General features: G+C 47.5%; 20 protein-coding genes and 1 other annotated feature. Of the genes, 16 read left to right on the forward strand and 4 right to left on the reverse strand.

The window, feature by feature from the left end; genetic code table 11:
• Positions 1-22 precede the first annotated feature (22 nt).
• The 3 genes from MHB84_RS24780 to tyrS all read left to right on the forward strand — a co-directional run bounded on the left by MHB84_RS24780 (position 23) and on the right by tyrS (position 2656).
• A complete protein-coding gene (locus MHB84_RS24780) occupies positions 23-499 on the forward strand; it encodes an Imm63 family immunity protein (protein WP_143764675.1) in 477 nt (158 codons plus the stop codon).
• Positions 500-528: 29 nt separating this feature from the next.
• Complete coding sequence (locus MHB84_RS24785; RefSeq protein ID WP_256716802.1) at positions 529-954, forward strand: DMP19 family protein; 426 nt, start codon at positions 529-531, stop codon at positions 952-954.
• 100 nt (positions 955-1054) lie between these two features.
• Positions 1055-1276: a binding site (T-box leader), on the forward strand.
• A 120-nt stretch (positions 1277-1396) separates the two neighbouring features.
• Positions 1397-2656, forward strand: coding sequence for a tyrosine--tRNA ligase (gene tyrS, locus MHB84_RS24790; protein ID WP_076289073.1), 1260 nt, complete (start codon positions 1397-1399; stop codon positions 2654-2656).
• Between the two features lie 153 nt (positions 2657-2809).
• On the opposite strand, the gene MHB84_RS24795 is transcribed toward tyrS, so the two are convergent.
• The 4 genes from MHB84_RS24795 to MHB84_RS24810 all read right to left on the reverse strand — a co-directional run bounded on the left by MHB84_RS24795 (position 2810) and on the right by MHB84_RS24810 (position 5013).
• On the reverse strand, positions 2810-3088 hold the full coding sequence (locus tag MHB84_RS24795; RefSeq protein WP_024630486.1) for a YxcD family protein: 279 nt from the start codon (positions 3086-3088) through the stop codon (positions 2810-2812).
• A 5-nt stretch (positions 3089-3093) separates the two neighbouring features.
• Positions 3094-3597, reverse strand: a complete 504-nt coding sequence (locus MHB84_RS24800; RefSeq protein ID WP_076289074.1) for a hypothetical protein — start codon at positions 3595-3597, stop codon at positions 3094-3096.
• Positions 3598-3696: 99 nt separating this feature from the next.
• On the reverse strand, positions 3697-4263 hold the full coding sequence (locus tag MHB84_RS24805) for a PadR family transcriptional regulator (RefSeq protein ID WP_076289075.1): 567 nt from the start codon (positions 4261-4263) through the stop codon (positions 3697-3699).
• A gap of 186 nt (positions 4264-4449) precedes the next feature.
• Positions 4450-5013 (reverse strand): beta-class carbonic anhydrase, encoded by a 564-nt coding sequence (locus MHB84_RS24810; protein ID WP_063563089.1) that lies wholly within the window; start codon positions 5011-5013, stop codon positions 4450-4452.
• A gap of 224 nt (positions 5014-5237) precedes the next feature.
• Here MHB84_RS24810 and MHB84_RS24815 point away from each other — a divergent pair, with 224 nt between their 5' ends.
• From MHB84_RS24815 to hfq, 13 genes are all read left to right on the forward strand, one after another.
• Positions 5238-6752 (forward strand): carboxypeptidase M32, encoded by a 1515-nt coding sequence (locus tag MHB84_RS24815; protein WP_076289076.1) that lies wholly within the window; start codon positions 5238-5240, stop codon positions 6750-6752.
• A gap of 146 nt (positions 6753-6898) precedes the next feature.
• Positions 6899-7900: an ABC transporter substrate-binding protein gene (locus MHB84_RS24820; protein ID WP_076289077.1), complete on the forward strand. Its 1002-nt coding sequence runs from the start codon at positions 6899-6901 to the stop codon at positions 7898-7900.
• Between the two features lie 30 nt (positions 7901-7930).
• Positions 7931-8725, forward strand: a complete 795-nt coding sequence (locus MHB84_RS24825) for an ABC transporter ATP-binding protein (RefSeq protein ID WP_076289078.1) — start codon at positions 7931-7933, stop codon at positions 8723-8725.
• Positions 8726-8763: 38 nt separating this feature from the next.
• The gene (locus MHB84_RS24830; protein WP_371121628.1) at positions 8764-9555 is read left to right on the forward strand and encodes an ABC transporter permease; all 792 of its coding nucleotides are present in this window, start codon (positions 8764-8766) and stop codon (positions 9553-9555) included.
• Positions 9556-10011: 456 nt separating this feature from the next.
• Positions 10012-10989, forward strand: a complete 978-nt coding sequence (locus MHB84_RS24835) for an aromatic acid exporter family protein (RefSeq protein WP_076289079.1) — start codon at positions 10012-10014, stop codon at positions 10987-10989.
• Positions 10990-11064: 75 nt separating this feature from the next.
• On the forward strand, positions 11065-11625 hold the full coding sequence (locus MHB84_RS24840; RefSeq protein ID WP_076289080.1) for an outer spore coat protein CotE: 561 nt from the start codon (positions 11065-11067) through the stop codon (positions 11623-11625).
• 113 nt (positions 11626-11738) lie between these two features.
• On the forward strand, positions 11739-12989 hold the full coding sequence (locus MHB84_RS24845; RefSeq protein ID WP_256716803.1) for a putative amidoligase domain-containing protein: 1251 nt from the start codon (positions 11739-11741) through the stop codon (positions 12987-12989).
• A 199-nt stretch (positions 12990-13188) separates the two neighbouring features.
• Positions 13189-15990 (forward strand): DNA mismatch repair protein MutS, encoded by a 2802-nt coding sequence (gene mutS, locus MHB84_RS24850; RefSeq protein WP_076289081.1) that lies wholly within the window; start codon positions 13189-13191, stop codon positions 15988-15990.
• Positions 15991-16011: 21 nt separating this feature from the next.
• Positions 16012-18231, forward strand: a complete 2220-nt coding sequence (gene mutL / locus MHB84_RS24855; protein WP_076289082.1) for a DNA mismatch repair endonuclease MutL — start codon at positions 16012-16014, stop codon at positions 18229-18231.
• 17 nt (positions 18232-18248) lie between these two features.
• Entirely contained in the window at positions 18249-19034 is a 786-nt protein-coding gene (locus MHB84_RS24860) for a class I SAM-dependent methyltransferase (RefSeq protein WP_076289083.1), read from the forward strand.
• On the forward strand, positions 19018-19965 hold the full coding sequence (gene miaA, locus MHB84_RS24865; protein ID WP_445322112.1) for a tRNA (adenosine(37)-N6)-dimethylallyltransferase MiaA: 948 nt from the start codon (positions 19018-19020) through the stop codon (positions 19963-19965). The genes MHB84_RS24860 and miaA overlap by 17 nt, the downstream gene beginning before the upstream one ends.
• A 240-nt stretch (positions 19966-20205) precedes the next feature.
• Positions 20206-20427: a hypothetical protein gene (locus MHB84_RS24870; protein WP_076289085.1), complete on the forward strand. Its 222-nt coding sequence runs from the start codon at positions 20206-20208 to the stop codon at positions 20425-20427.
• A gap of 234 nt (positions 20428-20661) precedes the next feature.
• Complete coding sequence (gene hfq / locus MHB84_RS24875; RefSeq protein WP_017687918.1) at positions 20662-20904, forward strand: RNA chaperone Hfq; 243 nt, start codon at positions 20662-20664, stop codon at positions 20902-20904.
• Positions 20905-21007 lie beyond the last annotated feature (103 nt).

Below are 21007 nucleotides of genomic sequence, written 5' to 3' on the forward strand. Positions count from 1 at the left end.
CATTGGCAGCCTTTTCATTATCATGTCAAAAGGAGATTTTATGTCCAACATACTAAGCAAACCAGAGATTGCAAGAACTCTTTTTCAGTTGCTTGAGCGGACATCCTTCCGCAGGCAGCAGATAGAGAACGATGTTAACCGCTTGTTTGAGAGCTTTAAAGGGGAAGGTGTTCCATATGTAGAGAGTGAAAATGATGCATATATAGTTCGTATATACGAGCGTGGCATGGTCATGTTGGAAAAAAGAATGGAACAGACGGAAGAAGTGATCTACTGGCTGCTGGAGGATATCATTTTTACGGCAGCGCATGTGGAATTGCTGAAACGATATGGTGTGGATAATAAACAGACACATTTGAATTACACAAACGCAGTGATGCAAGAATTGACCCAAAGTGTTGAGAAGGCTTTCCAACAGCTTGGAGATCCTTACTTGTATTGGCATCAGTCGGGTAAACGGCAAGATCTGGAGAGGCTGGAACCAAGAAAAGAGAGGTGATTGACATGAGTGAATAGGATATTAATGATGTGTGGTATGAATATGCGTTAACCTTTGTGGGGAAAAAGAATGAATCCGCTCAGGGCTGGGCTGCGTTAACAACGAATGAACAGGAAATTGCTGCTTTATGGCTGCTAGAGGTGGACGTCTTTAACGGTGGTTTTGTTCAGTTTTTCTGCAACTGGGGCGAAGAGGCGTACCTTTATGCGTTGCGGGCATTACATACGATTGGTGCGACTCAAGTAATGGACATCATAAAGTCAGCATATGGCTGCATTAAGCATTTGGGAGAGGATGAAAGACTTGCTGAACTGTGGGATATTCCTAAGTTTCTAACAATAGAGGAGGAGCAACATCTTGATGCGCTGGATCAGCAATTTTGGAACAATGAAGATCAGATTGCAGAAAAGGCATATGCATATTATCACGGGAAGTTGAACATGATGTCTTTATAAACTTTGGCGTAGGCACTCATCTGTTGCTCTATATAAAGATTAAATACTTGGCCTTGCAATGATATTAACGTTCGGCTATACTGGCTATAAATTGAATACATGAATTACGTTGATAGAGCGCAGTAGCGGCTTTGTCCCTGTTACAGAAAGTCAGGGGTTGATGGAACCTGATACATACAAGGGCTGCGAATTACACTCTGGAGTACTTGGGTAATGCCAAGCGGAATGGCAAACGATATTTTGCTGAAAGCGGTATGGACAGCGTGTGAGTTGTTGTCTGTGCAAGTTGGGTGGTACCACGGTTATGATAATCGTCCCTTATGTCTATTGAAGACAAGGCGGCGATTTTTTTGTGTCCAAAAAAGCCTCGCCCGGCTTAGCTCCTTGTGAATTAACGTAGATCATGGCCTAATACCAATGCATAGAGAAGGGGTTGTTTGTTTTGAATATTATTGATGAACTGGAATGGCGCGACGCCATTAATCAACAGACAGATGCGGAGGGTCTGCGTGAGCTGACCGAGACCACGTCGGTTTCATTGTACTGCGGGGTTGACCCTACAGGAGACAGCATGCATATCGGACATTTGATCCCGTTCATGATGCTGAAACGTTTCCAACTTGCTGGGCACCGTCCAGTGATTCTAATTGGTGGGGCAACAGGAACCATTGGTGATCCAAGTGGTCGTCAATCGGAACGCTCCCTGCAAACGTTGGAAGAGGTACAGGCCAATGTGGACGCTCTGACTGCACAAATGAAAAAGCTTTTCGTAACGGATGGTGACAATCAGGTGCGTATGGTCAACAACTACGACTGGACACACAAAATCAATGTGATTGAATTTTTGCGTGACTACGGTAAAAACTTTAACCTCAACACAATGCTGGCTAAAGATGTAGTTGCGAGCAGACTGGAAGACGGAATTTCATTTACCGAGTTTTCGTACCAGATTCTCCAATCGCTCGATTATCTGCACCTGTTCCAACATGAGGATGTACAGCTGCAAATCGGCGGTTCCGATCAATGGGGCAATATTACAAGTGGTCTGGACCTGATCCGTAAAAAAGAAGGGCCAGAAGCAAAAGCTTACGGTCTGACAATCCCACTTATGCTTAAATCTGACGGAACGAAATTCGGTAAATCCGCAGGAGGGTCCATCTGGCTGGATGCGAATAAAACGACTCCATTCGAATTCTACCAGTTCTGGGCGAACACGGATGACCGTGATGTCATCAAATACCTGAAATACTTCACGTTCCTCAGCAAAGAGGAGATTGAAGCTTTGGCTGAAAAGGTAGAAACGGAGCCGCACAAGCGTGAAGCACAAAAGGCACTCGCTGAAGAAATGACGAAATTTGTTCACGGCGACGATATGTTGGAGCAGGCGAAACGCATTACCGCAGCACTCTTCAGCGGAGACATTCGTTCCCTCACAGCCGAGGAAATCGAGCAGGGCTTTAAAGAAATGCCGACCTTCGAAACCGATGGTGAAGCAAAAAATATTGTAGACTGGCTCGTGGATCTTGGCCTGGAGCCATCTAAACGTCAGGCGCGTGAGGATGTCACCAAAGGGGCTATCTCCATGAATGGTGAGAAAGTGACGGAGCTTGAGTTCACGGTCTCTGCAGAGCACGCAATCGGCGGTAAATTCATCATTATCCGCAAAGGCAAGAAAAACTACAGTCTGGTGAAATTGAAGTAGCCATAGGATTACAGTATGAATCTTGGGAAGGTAGATACAAAGGTTTCATCTTCCCAAGGAACACAAAAAAAGGACCGTCTCCAATCATGTCAATGACATCATGGAGACGGTCCTTTTTATATTCCATCCGCAAATGGCTTATTAGTTATTCATTTATTGATTCACAATCGCTGTGATCTCTTCATCCAGATCCAGTCTTACATTCTCACGGTAAGCCCGAATGTCGTATTCACTGTGCAGGTAGCGCAGGATCGCTTCAATCATGTTGGATTCGACCAGATACTGACTGCGGCCTTGAATCCAGACTTCTGCGGAATATCCCGTATCTTCTTCCCAGCTCAGTTCCACATTGACATCGGTTGGGCGAACACCCTTGCGTTCAGCCATGTGAATACAGATCGCGTTTACAATTTCATCCATGCTTAGAACCATAGAGATTAGTACCGTCCGTTTCTGTTACGGTCATCATCATCACGATCATTACGGCGGTCATAACGACCATCTGCTGCTGGTTTACGGCGATTTGTAATGGCTCTGAACAGGGCCATCGCGAGCATCACGATCAGCATGATTGCAGCTACGTTTACGAGCAATCCAAGAATGTTACCCAGAGCGCCCATGCCACCGAACAATCCGCCGAACATCATACCAGCAAGACCGCCCAGCATCATACCTTTCATAAATCCACCGCCACCGCCGAAGAATCCGCCACGGTTCGTTGTAGCTGCTCCATTGGAGTTGTTATTCGTATTAGATTTGCTCACATTACTGTTGGAATCGGATTTCTTAGGTGTATTGGTATAGCTTTTTGTTCCTGATTTGAAACCGCCACCACGTCTAGCATCAGCAGAATCCGGATTCGCGACTCCGACTGTTGCAAACAACAATGTAAAGGCCATGAAAACCATCATGAGATGTTTAATTCCGAATTTTTTCTTCATTGTAAAGATCGTAACCCCCCGATTAATTTGTTTGATTCGCCCAAAAATGGGCCTTACTCAAGTAATACGGTCAACTTACAGGAACGTTTCAAATTTTGTTTAATTTTCTGAAATACTTGGACAAGGGTCCTGAATTGCCGCTTGACCATCGAGTAGTTGGGTTACCCAGTTACACCATTCGATGCCTGTTTGCGCGTTCATTAACCCTTTTTGTACCAGAATGTAACTTCCGAATTCCCGACTGCCTACTCGCAAATTATCCTGAGGTATACGGGATTTCAAATCCTCGAAATAACGGATGCGTTCCAAAAACCAGTTTTTGCGCTCATTCAGAATGCGTCTCATGCTTCCATCTTCCGCAATGCCGACACATAAAATACGCAGATTGAACTCGTCACGCGTAACCGGAGCGGTAACGGGAGTGATCATCCATCCCAGCAGTTTTTCAATACCTTTTTCCGTGACTGCATACATTTTTTTGTCCGGTTTGTCAGACTGTTGCACCCAGCGGGAGGCTAAAAGCTCATCGTTTTCCATTTTGGAGAGGAGCGGATAGATCTGACTGTGTTTAGCCTGCCAATGGGGCTGGATCTTCAGCATTAGATCATAACCTGATGACTCCTCGCGGGTAAGAAGCCCGAGCAATCCGTAGGAAAGTATGTTCATGCACATGTCTCCTTAATATTAGGGCTGGGCCAGCAAAAACAATGTAAATTGCTTTCTTTGACCGCTTTCATAAAAGTGTACACTGAAACTGTATGGTTTGACAACCTGACAGAACAACTGCCTCAATTTAGACAAAAAAAGAGTGCGGACCCTGAGGTCCGCACCCAAAACCATTTAGAGAGATGTCTATTGCCCATACCCATCTGCGACAAGATCAAGTTCACCTGTGTAGGAGTCGATGACCATGCCGTGAACGGGTACAGTAGGTGGAAGCAATGGATGTTTCTTGATCACTTCCACAGTATGTTTTACCCCTTCTTCAACGCTGTCAAACCCGCGTAGCCACTTTTGTAAACGTATGCCGGAGTTCTCCAGTGTGCTCATGACTTCCTCAGATACACCCCGTTCAACCATATGTCCAATCATGGTCTCTGCGTGTAGGGAAGCCATACCGCATTCCGTGTGTCCAACAACCAGTACTTCGTCGGCACCAAGCTCATAGATGGCGACGAGAACACTACGCATAACAGACCCGAAAGGTTGAGAAATGATTGCGCCAGCGTTTTTGATGATTTTCACATCGCCGTTCTTCAGGTTCATGGCCTTGGGCAGCATTTCCACCAGACGAGTGTCCATACAAGTGATGATGACCATCTTTTTGGTTGGAAACTTGCCTGCCGTATACTTTTCGTATTCTTTAGTCTCGACAAATGATTTGTTGTAAGCCAGAATCTCTTGAATGTTGTTCATGTCTATTGCCTCCTGTTATCCAATACGATGAGCACGGCCACTTGCATCAAATGCAGCTTGTCCTACGCCCTTTGGTTTTTTATTATACCACGGTCAGCAAATTGCATTATTCCTCGGATTGGAGGAATAATGCAATTTGCATCTGTTAAAAGTTGATTATACGCATTGCAAAAAGTATCATCAATAGGGAAACCAACATTTTTTTGAAGAGGTGAACGTTAACAATGGAACAACACACGCAGCAACAGCTGGAATCCTTCCGTAATCTCGCTCGCAAAATCAAGAGTTATCATGAAGCCATTGGTTTGCTTCACTGGGATCTGCGCACAGGTGCGCCCAAAAAAGGTGTCCCGACACGTTCGGAAACACTGGGAATGCTGTCAACCGAAGCATTCAAACTGCAAACCTCAGCCGAGATGAAATCCTACCTGGATACATTAACAAATCCAGCCGTACTGGAACAGCTGGAAGATATCGACCGTCGTCAGGTGGAAGATTGCCAGAAAGAATATAATCGCAGTCAGTCCGTACCACCAGAAAAAGTACAAGCGTATACCGTACTTACCGCCAAATCAGAGACGGCTTGGGAAGATGCTAAGCATAACAGTGATTTTGCAGGTTTTTCGCCCTACCTCACCGATATTGTGAAGCTCAAACAAGAGTTCATTGACTACTGGGGTGTGAAAGATACTCGTTATGATACCCTTCTGGACATGTATGAGCCGGAACTGACTGTAGAAAAGGTGGATGCGGTATTTGCCCGTCTTAAAGCCCGTTTGGTTCCGCTGCAAGAGAAGATTAATGCTTCGGCGAACAAGCCGAACACGGAGTTCCTGAACCAGCTGTTTGACAAGGATCAACAGGAGAAATTCAGTCTGTTTATTCTGGGACAAATGGGTTATGACTTTGAAGCAGGAAGACTTGATGAGAGTGTTCATCCGTTCGCAACGGGCCTGAATCCAGGTGATGTGCGGATCACGACGAATTATTTGCAGGATGATGTGACGAGTGCAGTCTTCAGTTCACTCCACGAAGGCGGACACGCCCTGTATGAGCAAAATATTGACGACAGCCTGGCTGGTACTCTTCTTGCGGAAGGAACGTCCATGGGTATCCACGAATCCCAGTCGCGTCTTTGGGAAAATATGATTGGTCGCAGTCTTCCATTCTGGACGCGTTATTATAAAGATTTGCAACAGCACTTCCCTCAATTAAACGAGGTTGAGCTGGAAGACTTTTATCGGGCGATTAACCGGGTTGAAAGCTCTCTGATTCGGATTGAAGCTGATGAGCTGACGTACAATCTGCACATCATCATTCGTTATGAAATTGAGAAACTGCTGTTTAACGAAGGTCTGGAAGTCAAGGACCTGCCGGAGACCTGGAATGCAAAATACAAGGAATATCTTGGCGTTGTGCCACCAAATGATGGTGTGGGTGTGCTTCAGGACGTTCATTGGTCGGGTGGTGACTTTGGTTACTTTGCATCATACTCGCTCGGCAATATGTATGCTGCACAGATTCTACATACACTGCGCAAAGAAATGCCGGAGTTCGATGCCCATATTGCTGAAGGTAACCTGATCCCCATTAAGGAATGGTTGACTGACAAAATTTATCGTTACGGCAAAAGCCGTACACCTTCTGAACTGATTGTGGCCGTAACGGGTGAAGAGCTGAATCCGGACTATTTGGCTGATTATCTGGAAGCGAAATATGCCGAGATTTACAAGCTGTAAACAGCTATAACATCATTATCCAATTTTTGAAGAGCGGGGCATCATTGCCCGGCTCTTCTTTTGCATGCAAGTTCTTAACCTTTTGCTGGGCATCAGCATATCAATAATAGAGAGAACAGCTGAAACCAGTGAAGGAGGGAAATATCATGAAATACACGCCCTGGTTCATCCGGGCCATCGTCATTTTGCTCATTATCATCGTGGCTCTCACTAGCTGCAATAAAGATAAGGATGAAACCAAAATTACGATCGGTGAGGTCACACGTTCTGTTTTTTACGCACCTGAATATGTGGCCGTGGCCCAAGGTTTTTTTGAGGAACAGGGGCTTGAAGTGGACATTCAAACGACGGCTGGTGGAGACAAAACGATGGCTGCACTGCTTGCAGGCTCAGTAGATATCGCGTTGGTCGGAGCTGAGACGTCTATTTATGTCTATCAACAAGGCGCAGAAGATCCGGTCATTAACTTTGCCCAGCTTACACAGACGGACGGAACGTTTCTGTTTGCCCGCGATCCCGAAGGCGACTTCAATTGGGATCAATTGAAACAGAGTACATTCCTTGGACAAAGAAAAGGCGGCATGCCTCAAATGGCAGGTGAATTCACACTGAAAAAACATGGCATTGATCCGCAGAATGATTTGGAATTAATTCAAAATGTGGATTTTGCCAACATCGCTTCTGCATTTGCTTCAGGTACGGGGGATTATGTGCAACTGTTTGAACCTCAGGCTTCCATCTTTGAGAAAGAGGGTCGCGGCAAGGTTGTAGCCTCGTTTGGAACGGAAAGTGGCCATCTGCCTTATACGGTCTTCATGACTAAACAAAGTTACATCAACGACAACAAGGACATCGTTCAGAAGTTCACTAACGGCTTGCACAAAGCACAAGCATGGGTGGATTCCCATACCGCTGAAGAGATCGCTGAAGTCATCAAACCTTATTTCAAAGATATCGATCCAGCCATTCTGGTAAGCAGTGTGAACCGTTACAAAGAACAGGGCACATATGCAACCGATCCAATCATTGATGAGGACGAATGGAATAACTTGCTGGACGTCATGAGCGCAGCGGGAGAACTGAAACAACGTGTGGACTCTCCAACGATTGTCGATAATTCCTATGCAGAACAAGCAACAACGAAGTAACCAGGTATTCGGGAAAGGACGTGAGCATGTATGCCTGAATCCGAAACGGTGATCAGACTGGAAGGGATTTCGCAAGTCTATGTCAGCGAACGTGAAGCATCACTGGTTATTGAAAATTTGAATCTTCAGGTCGAGCAGGGAGAATTCGTTAGTCTTGTTGGCCCAAGCGGATGTGGTAAAACGACATTGCTGTCGATCATCGCCGGGCTGCTCACACCAACCGCAGGCGAGGTCAAGGTAAAAGGAAAACGCATCGAAGGTCCGTCTGCCCAGATTGGCTATATGCTGCAACAGGATTATCTGTTTCCATGGCGTACCATTTTGGATAATGTCCTGATCGGACTTGAATTGACAGGTGGGCTCAATGACGAGAGTCGCGAGCGCACACGTGAGCTGCTGGCAGGTATGGGTCTAGCTGGAACCGAAGCCCAGTATCCTTCAGAGCTATCCGGGGGGATGAGGCAACGGGTGGCTTTGGTACGTACACTGGCTACGGATCCGGGAATACTGTTGCTGGATGAACCCTTTTCTGCACTCGATTATCAAACCAAGCTGCAGCTGGAGGATCTGGTCTCAGACACATTGAAGAAATCCGGCAAAACTTCGGTGCTTGTCACCCATGATCTGTCCGAAGCCATTGCCGTCAGTGACCGCGTCATTGTGCTTGATCGTAATCCGGGTCGCATTCGGAAGGAGTTTATCATTCCCGAAGATCTGCGGAACGCACAGCCTTTTCACGCGAGGGAGCAGCCAGGGTTCAATGAGCTGTTTCAGGCGTTATGGAGTGAACTGGATCAGTCCGGAGGAGGTGAGAAAAACGGGTGAATCAGACGAACCAGAAGCAGGAAATGCGTGATGATTGGATGAGACAGCTGCACCAAAGTCATATTCAGCAGGTTGCCAGATGGCGACATAAAGTGCTGGCGGTGCAGCTGTCCATGCTGGTGTTTATGTTTCTGCTGTGGGAACTGGCAGGAAGACTGCGCTGGATTGATGTGCTTTTGTTCAGTTATCCCAGCAAAATTTTCAATCAGATCTGGAAGGACATCGTCAGTGGAGAACTATGGGCGCATGTTGGGGTAACCGTTGGGGAAACGGCAGTCGGCTTTTTGCTGGGGACACTCGTCGGAACACTGCTTGCGGTTCTGATCTGGTGGTCTCCTTTTTTGTCCAAAGTGCTTGATCCCTATATGGTTGTGTTCAACAGCATGCCCAAAGTAGCGCTGGGTCCAATCTTTATCGTCATGTTTGGTGCAGGATTTACGGCTATTGTCATGACGACGTTATCCATTACAGTCATTATTACTACACTCGTCGTGTATAACAGTTTTAATGAAGTAGATCAGAACTATATTAAGGTTATCCGTACGTTTGGTGGCGATCGTTCCGAGATTTTCAGCAAAGTGGTATTACCCGCTTCCTTTCCTGCCATTGTCTCTACCTTAAAAGTAAACGTGGGCATGGCCTGGGTCGGTGTGATCGTGGGTGAATTTCTGGTCGCCAAGCAGGGATTGGGCTATCTGATCATCTATGGATTTCAAGTGTTCAACTTTACCCTTGTTTTATCGAGCCTGTTGATCATTGCGGCTGTAGCTACAGCGATGTACCAACTCGTTGTATATGTAGAACGCAAGCTGCTGGCAGGACGCAGGTGATTTTGCGAACCATGCGTGTGCAAAATAGAATGCCTCATGATATGTATACAATTTCACAAGAGGTGTCACGTTGCCTGAACCCGTAAAATCAAGTACCATACTAATACGAATATTCCGCGCAGTCCGGAATGAATGCGACGATTGGAGAAGAGGGCCTAGAGGCTTTTGTCGCATCAATCAAATTGCCAGCGTCCCTCATCCGGGGCGCGTTATTGTGACCGACATGCATATGCATGTCGGTTGATGCCGTTTATGAGTGTAGCAGCGAAATAGATATACGGTTCTTCCAGAATGATTCTTTTGATTAGATAAGAAATGGTTTATGGCAGGATGTGTAATACTAGGGATATGATATATGACGACACACGCTGTCAGGCATTGGTGGACAAGTGCTCACCCGGATAGGTATGGCTCGCTGGCTTTGCCATTTTTGCAGCTTAGAGGAGAGGGAGTTAGATGGGTTTTAGGGTAATTAAAACCGCAATAGCCGCGCTGATGGCCGTGCTGATTGCGGACTGGTGCGGCTTGCCCGGACCAACATCGGCGGGCTTGTTAGCCATACTCGGCGTTGATGTGACACGAAAAAGAAGTATTCGCACCATATCTGCGAGATTTTTCGCTTCCGTAGTGGGGCTTTTATTTGCAAGTGTACTTTTTCACTTTCTTGGCTTCCATTACTGGGTGCTGGCGGTTTACATACTGATTGCATTCCCGGTTATCGTTCGGGCCGGATTCAAGGAAGGCATTGTGACGGGTTCTGTCGTGGTGTTCCGGGTATTTAGCGGCGGCGAAATGGACGTACAGGTGGTTTTGATCCAAATTGGGCTGCTGCTGATTGGTCTCGGTTCCGCGATGGTTGTCAATCTGGCCTATATGCCGGCTGCGGACCCGCAGATGCTGCGTATTCGCAAAAGAATTGATGAATTATTCTCGGTTATCTTCCAGGAGTTTGCAGCCACGCTGCGCAATCCAAACGAAGTATGGGCAGGGAAAGAGCTCATTGAAGCCGACAAGGCTGTACTAGGCGGCATTGAAGCGGCCAAACGTTCATTGGAAAATCAGGTCATCCACCCGAACGAGGGATGGAGTGTTTACTTTTATATGCGCAAAACGCAATTGGATTCCATCCAGCATATGATGCATCTGGTATCCCAGATCTATCAGAAGATGCCGCATGCGGAAATGGTATCGGAGCTGTTCGACCAGCTCAGTCAGGATGTGCTCACTGAATCTTACACCGGACGTACAGAAAAACTTCTCGCAGATGTGCAAGAAGAATTCAAGCGAATGGAGTTGCCGGATACAAGGGAAGAATTCGAGATTCGTTCCGCGATTCTCCAGCTGTGCCGGGAACTCGCGCTGTATCTGAAAATAGCCAAGAAGGACAAAGCACCGTCTCCAGTATCGGACCGGTCCCAATCTACAAATGAATAATAGAAAATAGTTGTCACCCTAGACGGATGCCCTGCATACACTTGTAAAGAATGATTGTATGGAGGAGGTTTAAAGATGTCATTGAGTCATAAACATCAATGTAGAGAGATCATCACGAAGGCGATCTGCGGCAAAGGTCGTAAGTTCTCTACCGTAACACATACCGTGACTCCGCCACATGGTCCGACCAGTATTTTGGGGGCTTGGATTATCAACCACCAATATGAAGCCGTATCAGCGGGGGACGGAATTGAAGTTATTGGTACTTACGATATCAACATTTGGTATTCCTATGACAAAAATTCACAGACGGATGTAGCCAAAGAAACGGTGTCGTATGTAGAACATGTACCTTTGTCCTATCTGGACCCGAAACACCGGGCCGCCACTGTAGAGGTATCTGCGGATGCAACGCAGGAACCGAGCTGTGTGGAAGCCACGGTGTCGGCAGGTGGAGGCAGCGTAATTATCCGGGTAGAACGGGAATTCGCTGTTGAACTGGTCGCCGAGACCAAAGTATGTGTGAAAGTGTGCACGGATGGCTGTGGAGATTACGAAGACAAGGATTATGACTACGGCAGTGGCGATGGAGATTATGACGATCTCGATCCCGACCTGCTTGACGATGAGCTGTAAGCTCAGTGATCCGGATTCATAAACTTAAGGTATTATATGCGCCGCAAGCGGCAGTGAAGAGGGCGTAAGCCCTCTTTTTTTCATTTTGGGCGAGTATCGGGAGGTGGGACAGAATGAATGTGATAGATGAGGCCGAGGAGGCGGTGCGCCGATATGAACGCATGCTCCCTCGTGAACGGGCAGATCGCCTGAAACGATCCGGGATTGAAGTGCTGGCATCGCAGGGCAGACGTGACCGGGAGTTGGGTCTACGTGTACGTTACGATGTAGAGATATGCTGTCTTCAAGCGATTCGCATCAAACGTAGGGACACCAGTGGCATGGGGGGAGCGCAAGAAAGTGTGCTGGATCGTGAAGCGGCATCAACGTTATTCAAACGCATTGAACGGCTTGCCACCAAAGCATTGTATACGGTTGGATTGGATCACGGCGCTGTAAGACTGGAAGCGTCAGGAAAGAGCGGTTGTGCTGTCATCTCGATTGACCCAAGGCCATGGAAGGGCATGACGGATCTCTCTGCCATGTACCGTGCAGGCTGGAAACAGCTTCAGTCCGAACTGGATGAAGAGCGGCATCTTAATGCAGCCCCAATACTTGGAATGGACCCTGAGTTCCTGCTTGTGCAAATGCCAGAATCCAAAATTGTGCCCGCCTCCAGATTTCTCGAACGAACAGGTGTAGCCGGCTGTGATTCCGTGACGATTAATGGACGACGAATATATCCTGTTGCCGAACTACGACCTGCACCCAGCTCTGAGCCGCGCGAGTTGTTGGCTCATCTGATGAGAGCCTTTGCGGCGGCTTCCCGTAGTATTAGTGATCACTCGCTGATCTGGCAGGCAGGGGGAATGCCCCAGCGTGGCTTGCCACTGGGCGGACATGTTCATTTCAGTGGCGTTACATTAAACGGGGACCTGCTGCGTGCGCTTGACAATTATCTGGCGCTGCCGCTTGCCGTTCTTCAGGATCCGCGAGGATCAGGCCGCCGTCCACGTTATGGGGCATTGGGTGATTTTCGACTGAAGTCTTACGGTGGATTCGAGTACCGCACGTTGCCCAGTTTTCTGGTATCTCCTCTCGTTGCCAAAGGAGTTGTTGCTCTGGCTGGGCTTATCGCGAGAGGTTACCATCAATTGCATCAACGTCCATTGGCGAAGGCTGTTATTCATACTGCTTTTTATGAAGGCAACCGTGAGGTGATGCAGGTGCATATTCCGGCACTGTTGGATGACCTGATGCAAATGGACGGTTATGAACGTTATGAGCGTTACGCTGCTCCATTAATTAGCCAGCTTAGACAAGGTAAGACGTGGGACGAGAGTCGGGATATACGTAAACTCTGGAATATTCGAGCAGGTTCATGAAGAGTGGGCACTTTTTTGGTATAATGAGAAATAAGTCGATTTTGATCATCGTTACGGAAGAAATGGAACAGCAACCTGTGAGGGAAGCGGCAGATGCCGAAACATGAGGCGGTGGCACGATTAAGGTGCCTAACCGCCTTATTGCTCCTTCCGGGGCAGCTTCTCTTCCTGATAACATTGGAACGGATGGAGGATACTCATGGCTCAGTATACGCCAATGATTCAACAATATTTGCAAGTGAAGGCCGAAGCGCAGGACGCTTTTCTTTTTTTTAGATTAGGTGATTTCTATGAAATGTTCTTTGAGGATGCGGTCAATGCTTCCCGTGAGCTAGAGATTACATTAACAGCACGCGCAGGAGGGGGAGAAGATAAAATCCCGATGTGCGGTGTGCCTTATCATTCGGCTGACAATTACATACAGCGCTTGATTGAAAAAGGATACAAAGTAGCCATCTGCGAGCAGATGGAAGATCCAACGGTAACCAAGGGCATGGTGCGGCGTGAAATTGTACGAGTTATAACACCCGGAACGGTAATGGAAGGCAAGACCTTGGGGGACAAGTCCAACAACTATATGGTTTGCCTGACAGGGAATCAGAACACACTTGCACTGGCTGCCTGTGACTTGTCTACAGGGGAGCTCTATGTGACTTCTGTTCCATACTCGCAAGAGTGGCTCAAGGATGAGATCGGGATCTATGAACCTTCGGAACTGGTGGGGGATGCTGCGTTGCTGGATACGGTGGCTACCCAGGCATCTCCAATTGGTCGGCCTGTGGTATACACACCATGGACGAAGAGCAAGGAAGATTTGGTGCGTCAGCAATTCGGCGAAGCGGTGTGGGCACGTCTGGAGCCTGAACGTCAAGCTTGTATAGCGCGTCTTTTCTCCTATTTAAGTGAGACGCAGAAGCGTTCACTTGGCCAATTGACACAGGTTTCAACGTATGAGCCGGATCACTTTATGATTTTGGACCCCTTTACTCGGCGCAACCTGGAACTGGTGGAAACGGTACGTGAACGTTCGAAAAAAGGTTCGCTGCTCTGGCTATTAGACCGCACAGAGACGTCCATGGGTGCCCGGATGCTGCGTCGTTGGGTGGATAAACCCTTGCTGCAAAAAGGCAAAATCAATGAACGTCTGGAAGCGGTAGATACGCTGTATAACCAGTTTATATTGCGGGAAGATTTGCGTGCAGAACTCAAAGACATCTATGATCTGGAACGCTTAGTGGGCCGAATTGCCTTCGGTAACGCCAACGGCCGGGATCTGAACGCACTGAAGGTGTCACTGGATAAAATTCCGGGACTGCGTCAGTATTGTGCAGGTTCGCCTTCCACGACGCTTCAGCACATTGCTGGCATTATGGATGATTGTAGTGATCTGCGAGATGCAATCGGTCAGGCTATCGTTGATGAGCCGCCGGTGTCCGTGCGTGATGGCGGCTTAATTCGTGAAGGGTACCACGAGCGGCTGGATGAGCTCCGGGAAGCCTCGGTGAATGGTAAGCAGTGGATTGCTGAATTGGAAGCCAGAGAGCGTGAAGCAACCGGCATTCGCTCACTGAAAATTGGTTACAACAAAGTGTTTGGGTACTATATTGAAATTACCAAGTCGAACCTGGCTTCTCTGCCAGAAGGCCGTTACGAGCGGAAACAAACCCTTGCCAATGCTGAGCGTTATATTACACCGGAGCTGAAAGAAAAAGAGACGCTGATTCTGGAAGCTCAGGACAAGATGGTTGATATTGAGTACGGCTTGTTCGCGGAATTGCGGGAACGGCTTAATCAGGAGATCGCCAGGCTGCAAAAGCTGGCTGAGCTGGTGGCGGAAATTGATGTGTATCAATCCTTTGCCGTTATCAGTGCAGAGCGCAATTTCGTACGTCCTACATTGACCGATGGTTACGATCTGGTCGTGGAACAGGGGCGCCATCCGGTAGTTGAAGCAGTGATGAGAGATGGAGCTTTCATTGCCAACAATACTGCAATGCAGAAGGAAGAGGCGCGCATTCTGCTGATTACCGGCCCAAATATGGCAGGGAAAAGTACGTATATGCGGCAGGTAGCGCTGATTTCGATTCTGGCGCAGATCGGCTGTTTCGTGCCAGCCGGGCAAGCTGAAGTACCGATTATGGATCGTATTTTCACACGGATTGGTGCGGCAGACGATCTCATCGGCGGACAAAGTACGTTTATGGTGGAGATGGCCGACATTCAGGTCATGACGGATAAAGCAACACCACGCAGCCTGATTATTATTGATGAATTGGGCCGGGGGACGTCTACTAGTGAGGGGATGGCGATTGCCCAGTCTGTCATTGAATATGTGCACGATATCATTGGGTGCAAAGCGCTGGTATCAACCCATTTCCATGAGCTTGCTCATTTGGAAGAGAGTTTGGACAAGTTGGCGAATTACTCCATGGCCGTTCAGGAGAGCGGGGACAAGGTTAATTTCCTGCGTAAACTGATCGCCGGGGCTGCGAGCAGCAGCTACGGAATCTATTGCGCGCGGCTTGCAGGTCTGCCTGACAGCATCATTGAACGAGCGAATGGCTTGCTGCACGGTTTCGAACATGCGGCGGCTCAGGTTGCAGTTGGAAGTGAATTTGCCGGGAGGGACAAGCAGCAACTTGATGACCATGATCAGCGCGTGGAGTTCCAGCCGACAGATTCTTCCTCATTAATCCGTGAAGGTGAGTCTGCGGAAACTGTTGAATTGGCTGTTGCAACTGAAGCTCCAGTACAGAAACAACAGGACAAAAAACTAAATGGCAAGCAGCAGTCAGTCTCCAAACATGCGGATGTGGTTCAACTGTCCATCTTTGGGGATGAAGAGCCAAGTGTAACTCCGAAAACCGAGGTTGTTGCCCTTGACAAGCCTGCCAGTGAGTTTATTCGTAATATGAAGGATATTGATGTAATGAACATGACGCCGCTTCAGGCGATGCAAATACTGAATGATCTCAAATTAAAGGCACAACAATTATCCTGAGTATAGGGGAGGGGAAAACCTGTGGCGAAAATTCATGTGCTTGATGAACATATTGCCAACCAGATTGCGGCAGGTGAGGTGGTCGAACGGCCTGCTTCAGTCGTTAAAGAGTTGCTCGAAAACTCGGTGGATGCAGGCGCCTCCAAAATTGATGTTACGGTGGAAGAGGGGGGACTGCTCCGTATTCGGGTCAAAGATAATGGTTCCGGTATCGAGCCGGAGGATATGGAAAAGGCCTTCTATCGTCATGCAACCAGTAAAATAGCTCATGGCCGCGATCTGTTCCAGATCACAAGTCTTGGATTCCGGGGAGAGGCCTTGGCGAGTATTGCCGCTGTCTCCAAAGTGGAAGTATTATCGGCCAGCGGAAATGACGGGCGAGGACGCCGAATCGTGATTGAGGGCGGCAAACTTCTCTCACATGAGGATGAAACCTCACCCCAGGGCACAGACTTTGAGGTAAAAGAACTATTTTTCAATACGCCGGCTAGACTTAAATATATGAAAACGATCCAGACTGAGCTGGGACATATCTCGGATGTTCTCTATCGCATGGCGATGTCTCATCCTAATATCTCGTTCACGCTGCGACATAATGAAAATACGCTGCTTCAGACGCTGGGCAATGGGGATCTGCTGCAAGTGGTTGCAGCAATCTACGGTACAAGTGCCGCTAAAGCGATGCTCCCCATTCAGGGAGAGAGTCTGGACTATCGTGTGAGCGGGCTGATTAGTTTGCCGGAATGGACTCGTGCCAATCGTGGCGGCATGTCAACCATTGTGAATGGACGCTTTATTCGGAATTACGGGCTCAATCAGGCTATTCTGAAGGCGTATCATACATTGCTGCCCATTAATCGATTCCCACTTGTCGTGGTGCAATTGGAAATGCATCCATCCCTGGTCGATGTGAACGTGCATCCGGCGAAGTTGGAGGTTCGTTTTAGCAAGGAAGCGGAGCTGTACGAGTTTGTGGAAACGACACTGCGTGGAATCTTACGGAAGGAAGTGCTTATTCCTCAGGTAACCAAGCAGCAAATCAGACGTGGAGATAACAGTTCCTTTATTCAGGAACAGTTTCTGTTCCCCAGAGGTCCTTTAAAGGACGAATCGGAATCTGCAGGGTATGGGCAACAGGGTCCACTAGGGAAAAATGCTGGCCTCGATAAAACGACTTCAGAGGACGATGATCTGGATGCTCCGGCTGATGTGGCTCCGTCTAATGTGCAATCAGTTCCTGATGGAAACGGTGAGGGTCAGTCGCTGCCATTGCCTGAAGCCCCACCCGAGATACCCCCATCCTATGACCCATTCGGGATGTTGAGTGGGGACCTAGGATCAAATGTCCTGAAGCAAAATTATAGTCCTGATGAAAACTCCAATACCGATGAAGCTTCTGCTGTGAGTGGGGGTACCGGTGCTAACGCAGATCGTGCTGCGCAAGATGCCTTACCTTTAGCTGAAGATAAAGGGCTATCTACTTCACAGGCTCAGGCTTCTGCGTATCGTCCCAATTCGGTGAATTCTCCGGTTAGAGAAGGGCGTTCATCTTATAATCCATCTGCAGTGGCTGCAAAAGGAGAGCGGAACTGGAAGGCTCCAAGTTTACCAGACCCGGCAAGGCTGGCATCCGCCATTAAGTCGGATGTTTCCATGCCCGCGTTTCCCGAGCTAAGTCTGATTGGGCAGCACCACGGGACGTACTTGATTGCACAAAATCAAGATGGTCTATATCTGATTGATCAGCATGCTGCCCATGAACGGGTGAATTATGAATATTACTACGAGCAGTTTGGCAATCCGGCTCAGGCTTCGCAGGAGTTGTTGTTGCCCATTACATTGGAGTTCACACCATCCGAGACCGAAAAGCTCAAAACAAGACTGGCTTGGTTCGAGCAGGCAGGTGTCTATTTGGAACATTTCGGTGGGCAGACTTTCCGGGTGCGTTCTCACCCGTTCTGGTTCCCTAAGGGGGATGAGAAAGACATTATTGAAGAGATGTCAGAATGGGTGCTGAGTGAACGTAGTATTGATGTTGCCAAAATGCGAGAAGCAGCCTCCATTATGTGCTCTTGCAAAGCTTCCATTAAAGCCAATCAGAAATTGACGGATCAGGAGGCGGAAGTGTTGATTCAGCGCCTAGGTTCTTGCCGTCAACCATATACTTGTCCACACGGGAGACCGATTGTGGTGTCATTTTCAACCTATGATCTGGAGAAATTGTTCAAACGGGTCATGTAGCTACTTAGGAGGAAGTTATGTATATTACAACCGGTGAAAAGGAAGCAGGCCACCTTGTGGAACGTGCACGAAACCTGGCGGAAACAACAGGAGGGACCTATGTACCGCGCAAAAAAATGTCTTTACCTGCACTGACTGCACATTATGGGATAGATGAAATTGTAGTTGTGCTTCAGGGTAAAGTTCGTTTGTTTCGTCCGGATTCACCGCTGCTTGAGTTTCACCCCAGTATGGGATTTGTTCGGGCCAAACGTGTGTTAAATGGAGAAGCTGATCCGATGCTGGACGCAGGGGCGATACTTGAAGGGGATACTGTTATCGATTGTACAGCAGGATTGGGCACCGATGCACTGGTATTCTCGGTTGCTGTAGGCAAAAGTGGTCGTGTCATCGCCTGTGAAAGCTCCCTCCCACTGTATACGTTATTAGTAGAAGGCATGTCTCAATATGAGAGCATTAAGCCTGCGGTAAACGAAGCTTTCCGGCGCATTGAGCTGCGGCATGCAAATCATCTCGATTTGCTGCGTTCCTTGCCAGACCGAAGCTGTGACACGGTATATTTCGATCCGATGTTCCGTGAACCAATGCTTGATTCAAGCGCCATTCAGCCTTTGCGAGATTATGCGAATCCAAGTGCACTGGATGAACAGAGTATTATTGAAGCGAAAAGAGTTGCCCGCAAGCGGGTAGTTATGAAAGAGAAGCGCGGCAGCGCGGAGTTTACGAGACTCGGTTTTGAAGTGCATGACCGGGGCAATGCAAAAACACTGTACGGAGTGATTAATGTTGAAAGCGGAAGTTAAACCGAAGCTGCTTGTGCTGGTTGGACCAACAGCGGTAGGCAAAACAAGAATGAGTATCGAGCTTGCAGAGGCGTTCAATTGCGAGATAATTTCGGGGGATTCAATGCAAGTATATCGCGAAATGGATATCGGAACGGCCAAAATTACTCGCGATGAAATGAAGGGTGTGCCCCATCACCTCATCGACATCCATGAACCGGAATATCCCTATTCCGTGGCGGAATTTCAGGAAAGCTGCACACGTCTGATTGGGGAAATTCATGAGCGTGACAAGTTGCCTTTTATTGTTGGTGGTACTGGTCTGTATGTGGAATCGGTATGTTACGGCTTTCAATTTTCGGACAGCGGCTTAGATGAAGCGTTCCGGGATGAACAGTTCCGTTATGCAGAGCAACATGGCCCGCAGGCGTTACATGATAAGCTGAGGGTCATTGATCCGGTTAGCGCAGAACGACTGCATCCGAATGACCAACGCCGAATTGTTCGTGCACTGGAGATCTATCACCTCACAGGTGAGAAGTTATCCGAGCAGCTGGCTTCCCAGACAAAAGAGTCTCCATATGATCTACTTATTGTGGGTTTGACAATGGATCGTCAGAAACTGTATGCCCGAGTGGAAGAACGAATTGATCTTATGATCGAGCAGGGTTTGGTAGATGAGGTCAAGTCTTTGCTGGAGCGAGGCGTAGCGAGAGGACATATTTCCATGCAGGGGCTCGGCTATAAGGAAATTGCGGCTTATCTTCAGGGTGAAGTAAGCTGGGAGGCTGCGGTGGAGTGGCTGAAAAGGGATACGCGTCGTTTTGCCAAGCGGCAATTGTCCTGGTTCCGGCATATGAAAGATATTGAATGGGTAGATATGACGGATACCGAAGATTTTGCAGGGAATTATGCCCATGTAAGTGAGATGATCAAACGTAAGTTTGACTGAATATAGAAGGTGGGATTTGTCACCTATTAGGACTTTAGAACCTCTATCTTTTTGAAATAAAAGGTAGAGGTTTTTACTTTTTTGATATGAAATGACGTCATTAAAAGAGGCAATAATCGGTGGTGTATACAGATTTAAGCAGAGAAATTGATTGTAAAAAAATAACATAAATATTAAAATGAATTCACATGACAGGCTAATTGTTTTGATTCAAAGCTAAAGTGGAAGGGGGAAGATTTTATGAATGCAGAACCGAGCGGAGTGGCAAGTTTATATCTCTTTTTCTCAGGATTGATTGGAATTGGTTTCGCCATTGGAGGTCTTGTCGCATTAATTTGGTTAATTATTGTTCTAATCAATACCAATACATACCTGAAACTCTTGATCAATGATAAGAAGAATCGGAAAAATATTACGTTAGTCAAAGAAGAAGAGAAACCGTATACAAATCCAGAAAAATAGAAGGGAAACGTGGGAAAAGGTAGAATTTGTCCCTCTTTTGCAATTCTGACAAGCGGTGTATAATGGATAAGTCTTCTAGTTGCAAGCGAAGCTCAGGCATAGGTGCAAAATAGCAGACAAGGGGTTTTTGTGGATTATATGAATCCGTTCATGATATAATAGCACGAAAGCTACTCAGCGATATTGAATATTACTTATAACACGAATTCAAATGAACCAATGGGGGTACGGCTAATGAACAAGTCCATCAACATCCAAGATACGTTCTTGAACCAACTGCGGAAAGAAAACATTCCAGCTACAGTCTATTTGACTAATGGCTTTCAAATCCGCGGAACGATCAAGGCATTTGACAATTTTACGATCGTCATTGACAGCGACGGACGCCAGCAAATGGTCTACAAGCACGCCATCTCCACGTTCACGCCGCAACGCAGCGTATCGCTGATGCAGCAAGATAATAGCGGCGAAGCTTAAAAAATTACGAAACCTTTTTATCAACCATTTCGTCTACATGTATAGGAATTGAAACAGAGCAACCTGAATAAGGGTTGTTCTTTTCATTCCGGGCAAAATAAGC

Source organism: Paenibacillus sp. FSL F4-0087 (assembly GCF_038020215.1).
GTDB lineage: Bacteria > Bacillota > Bacilli > Paenibacillales > Paenibacillaceae > Paenibacillus > Paenibacillus taichungensis.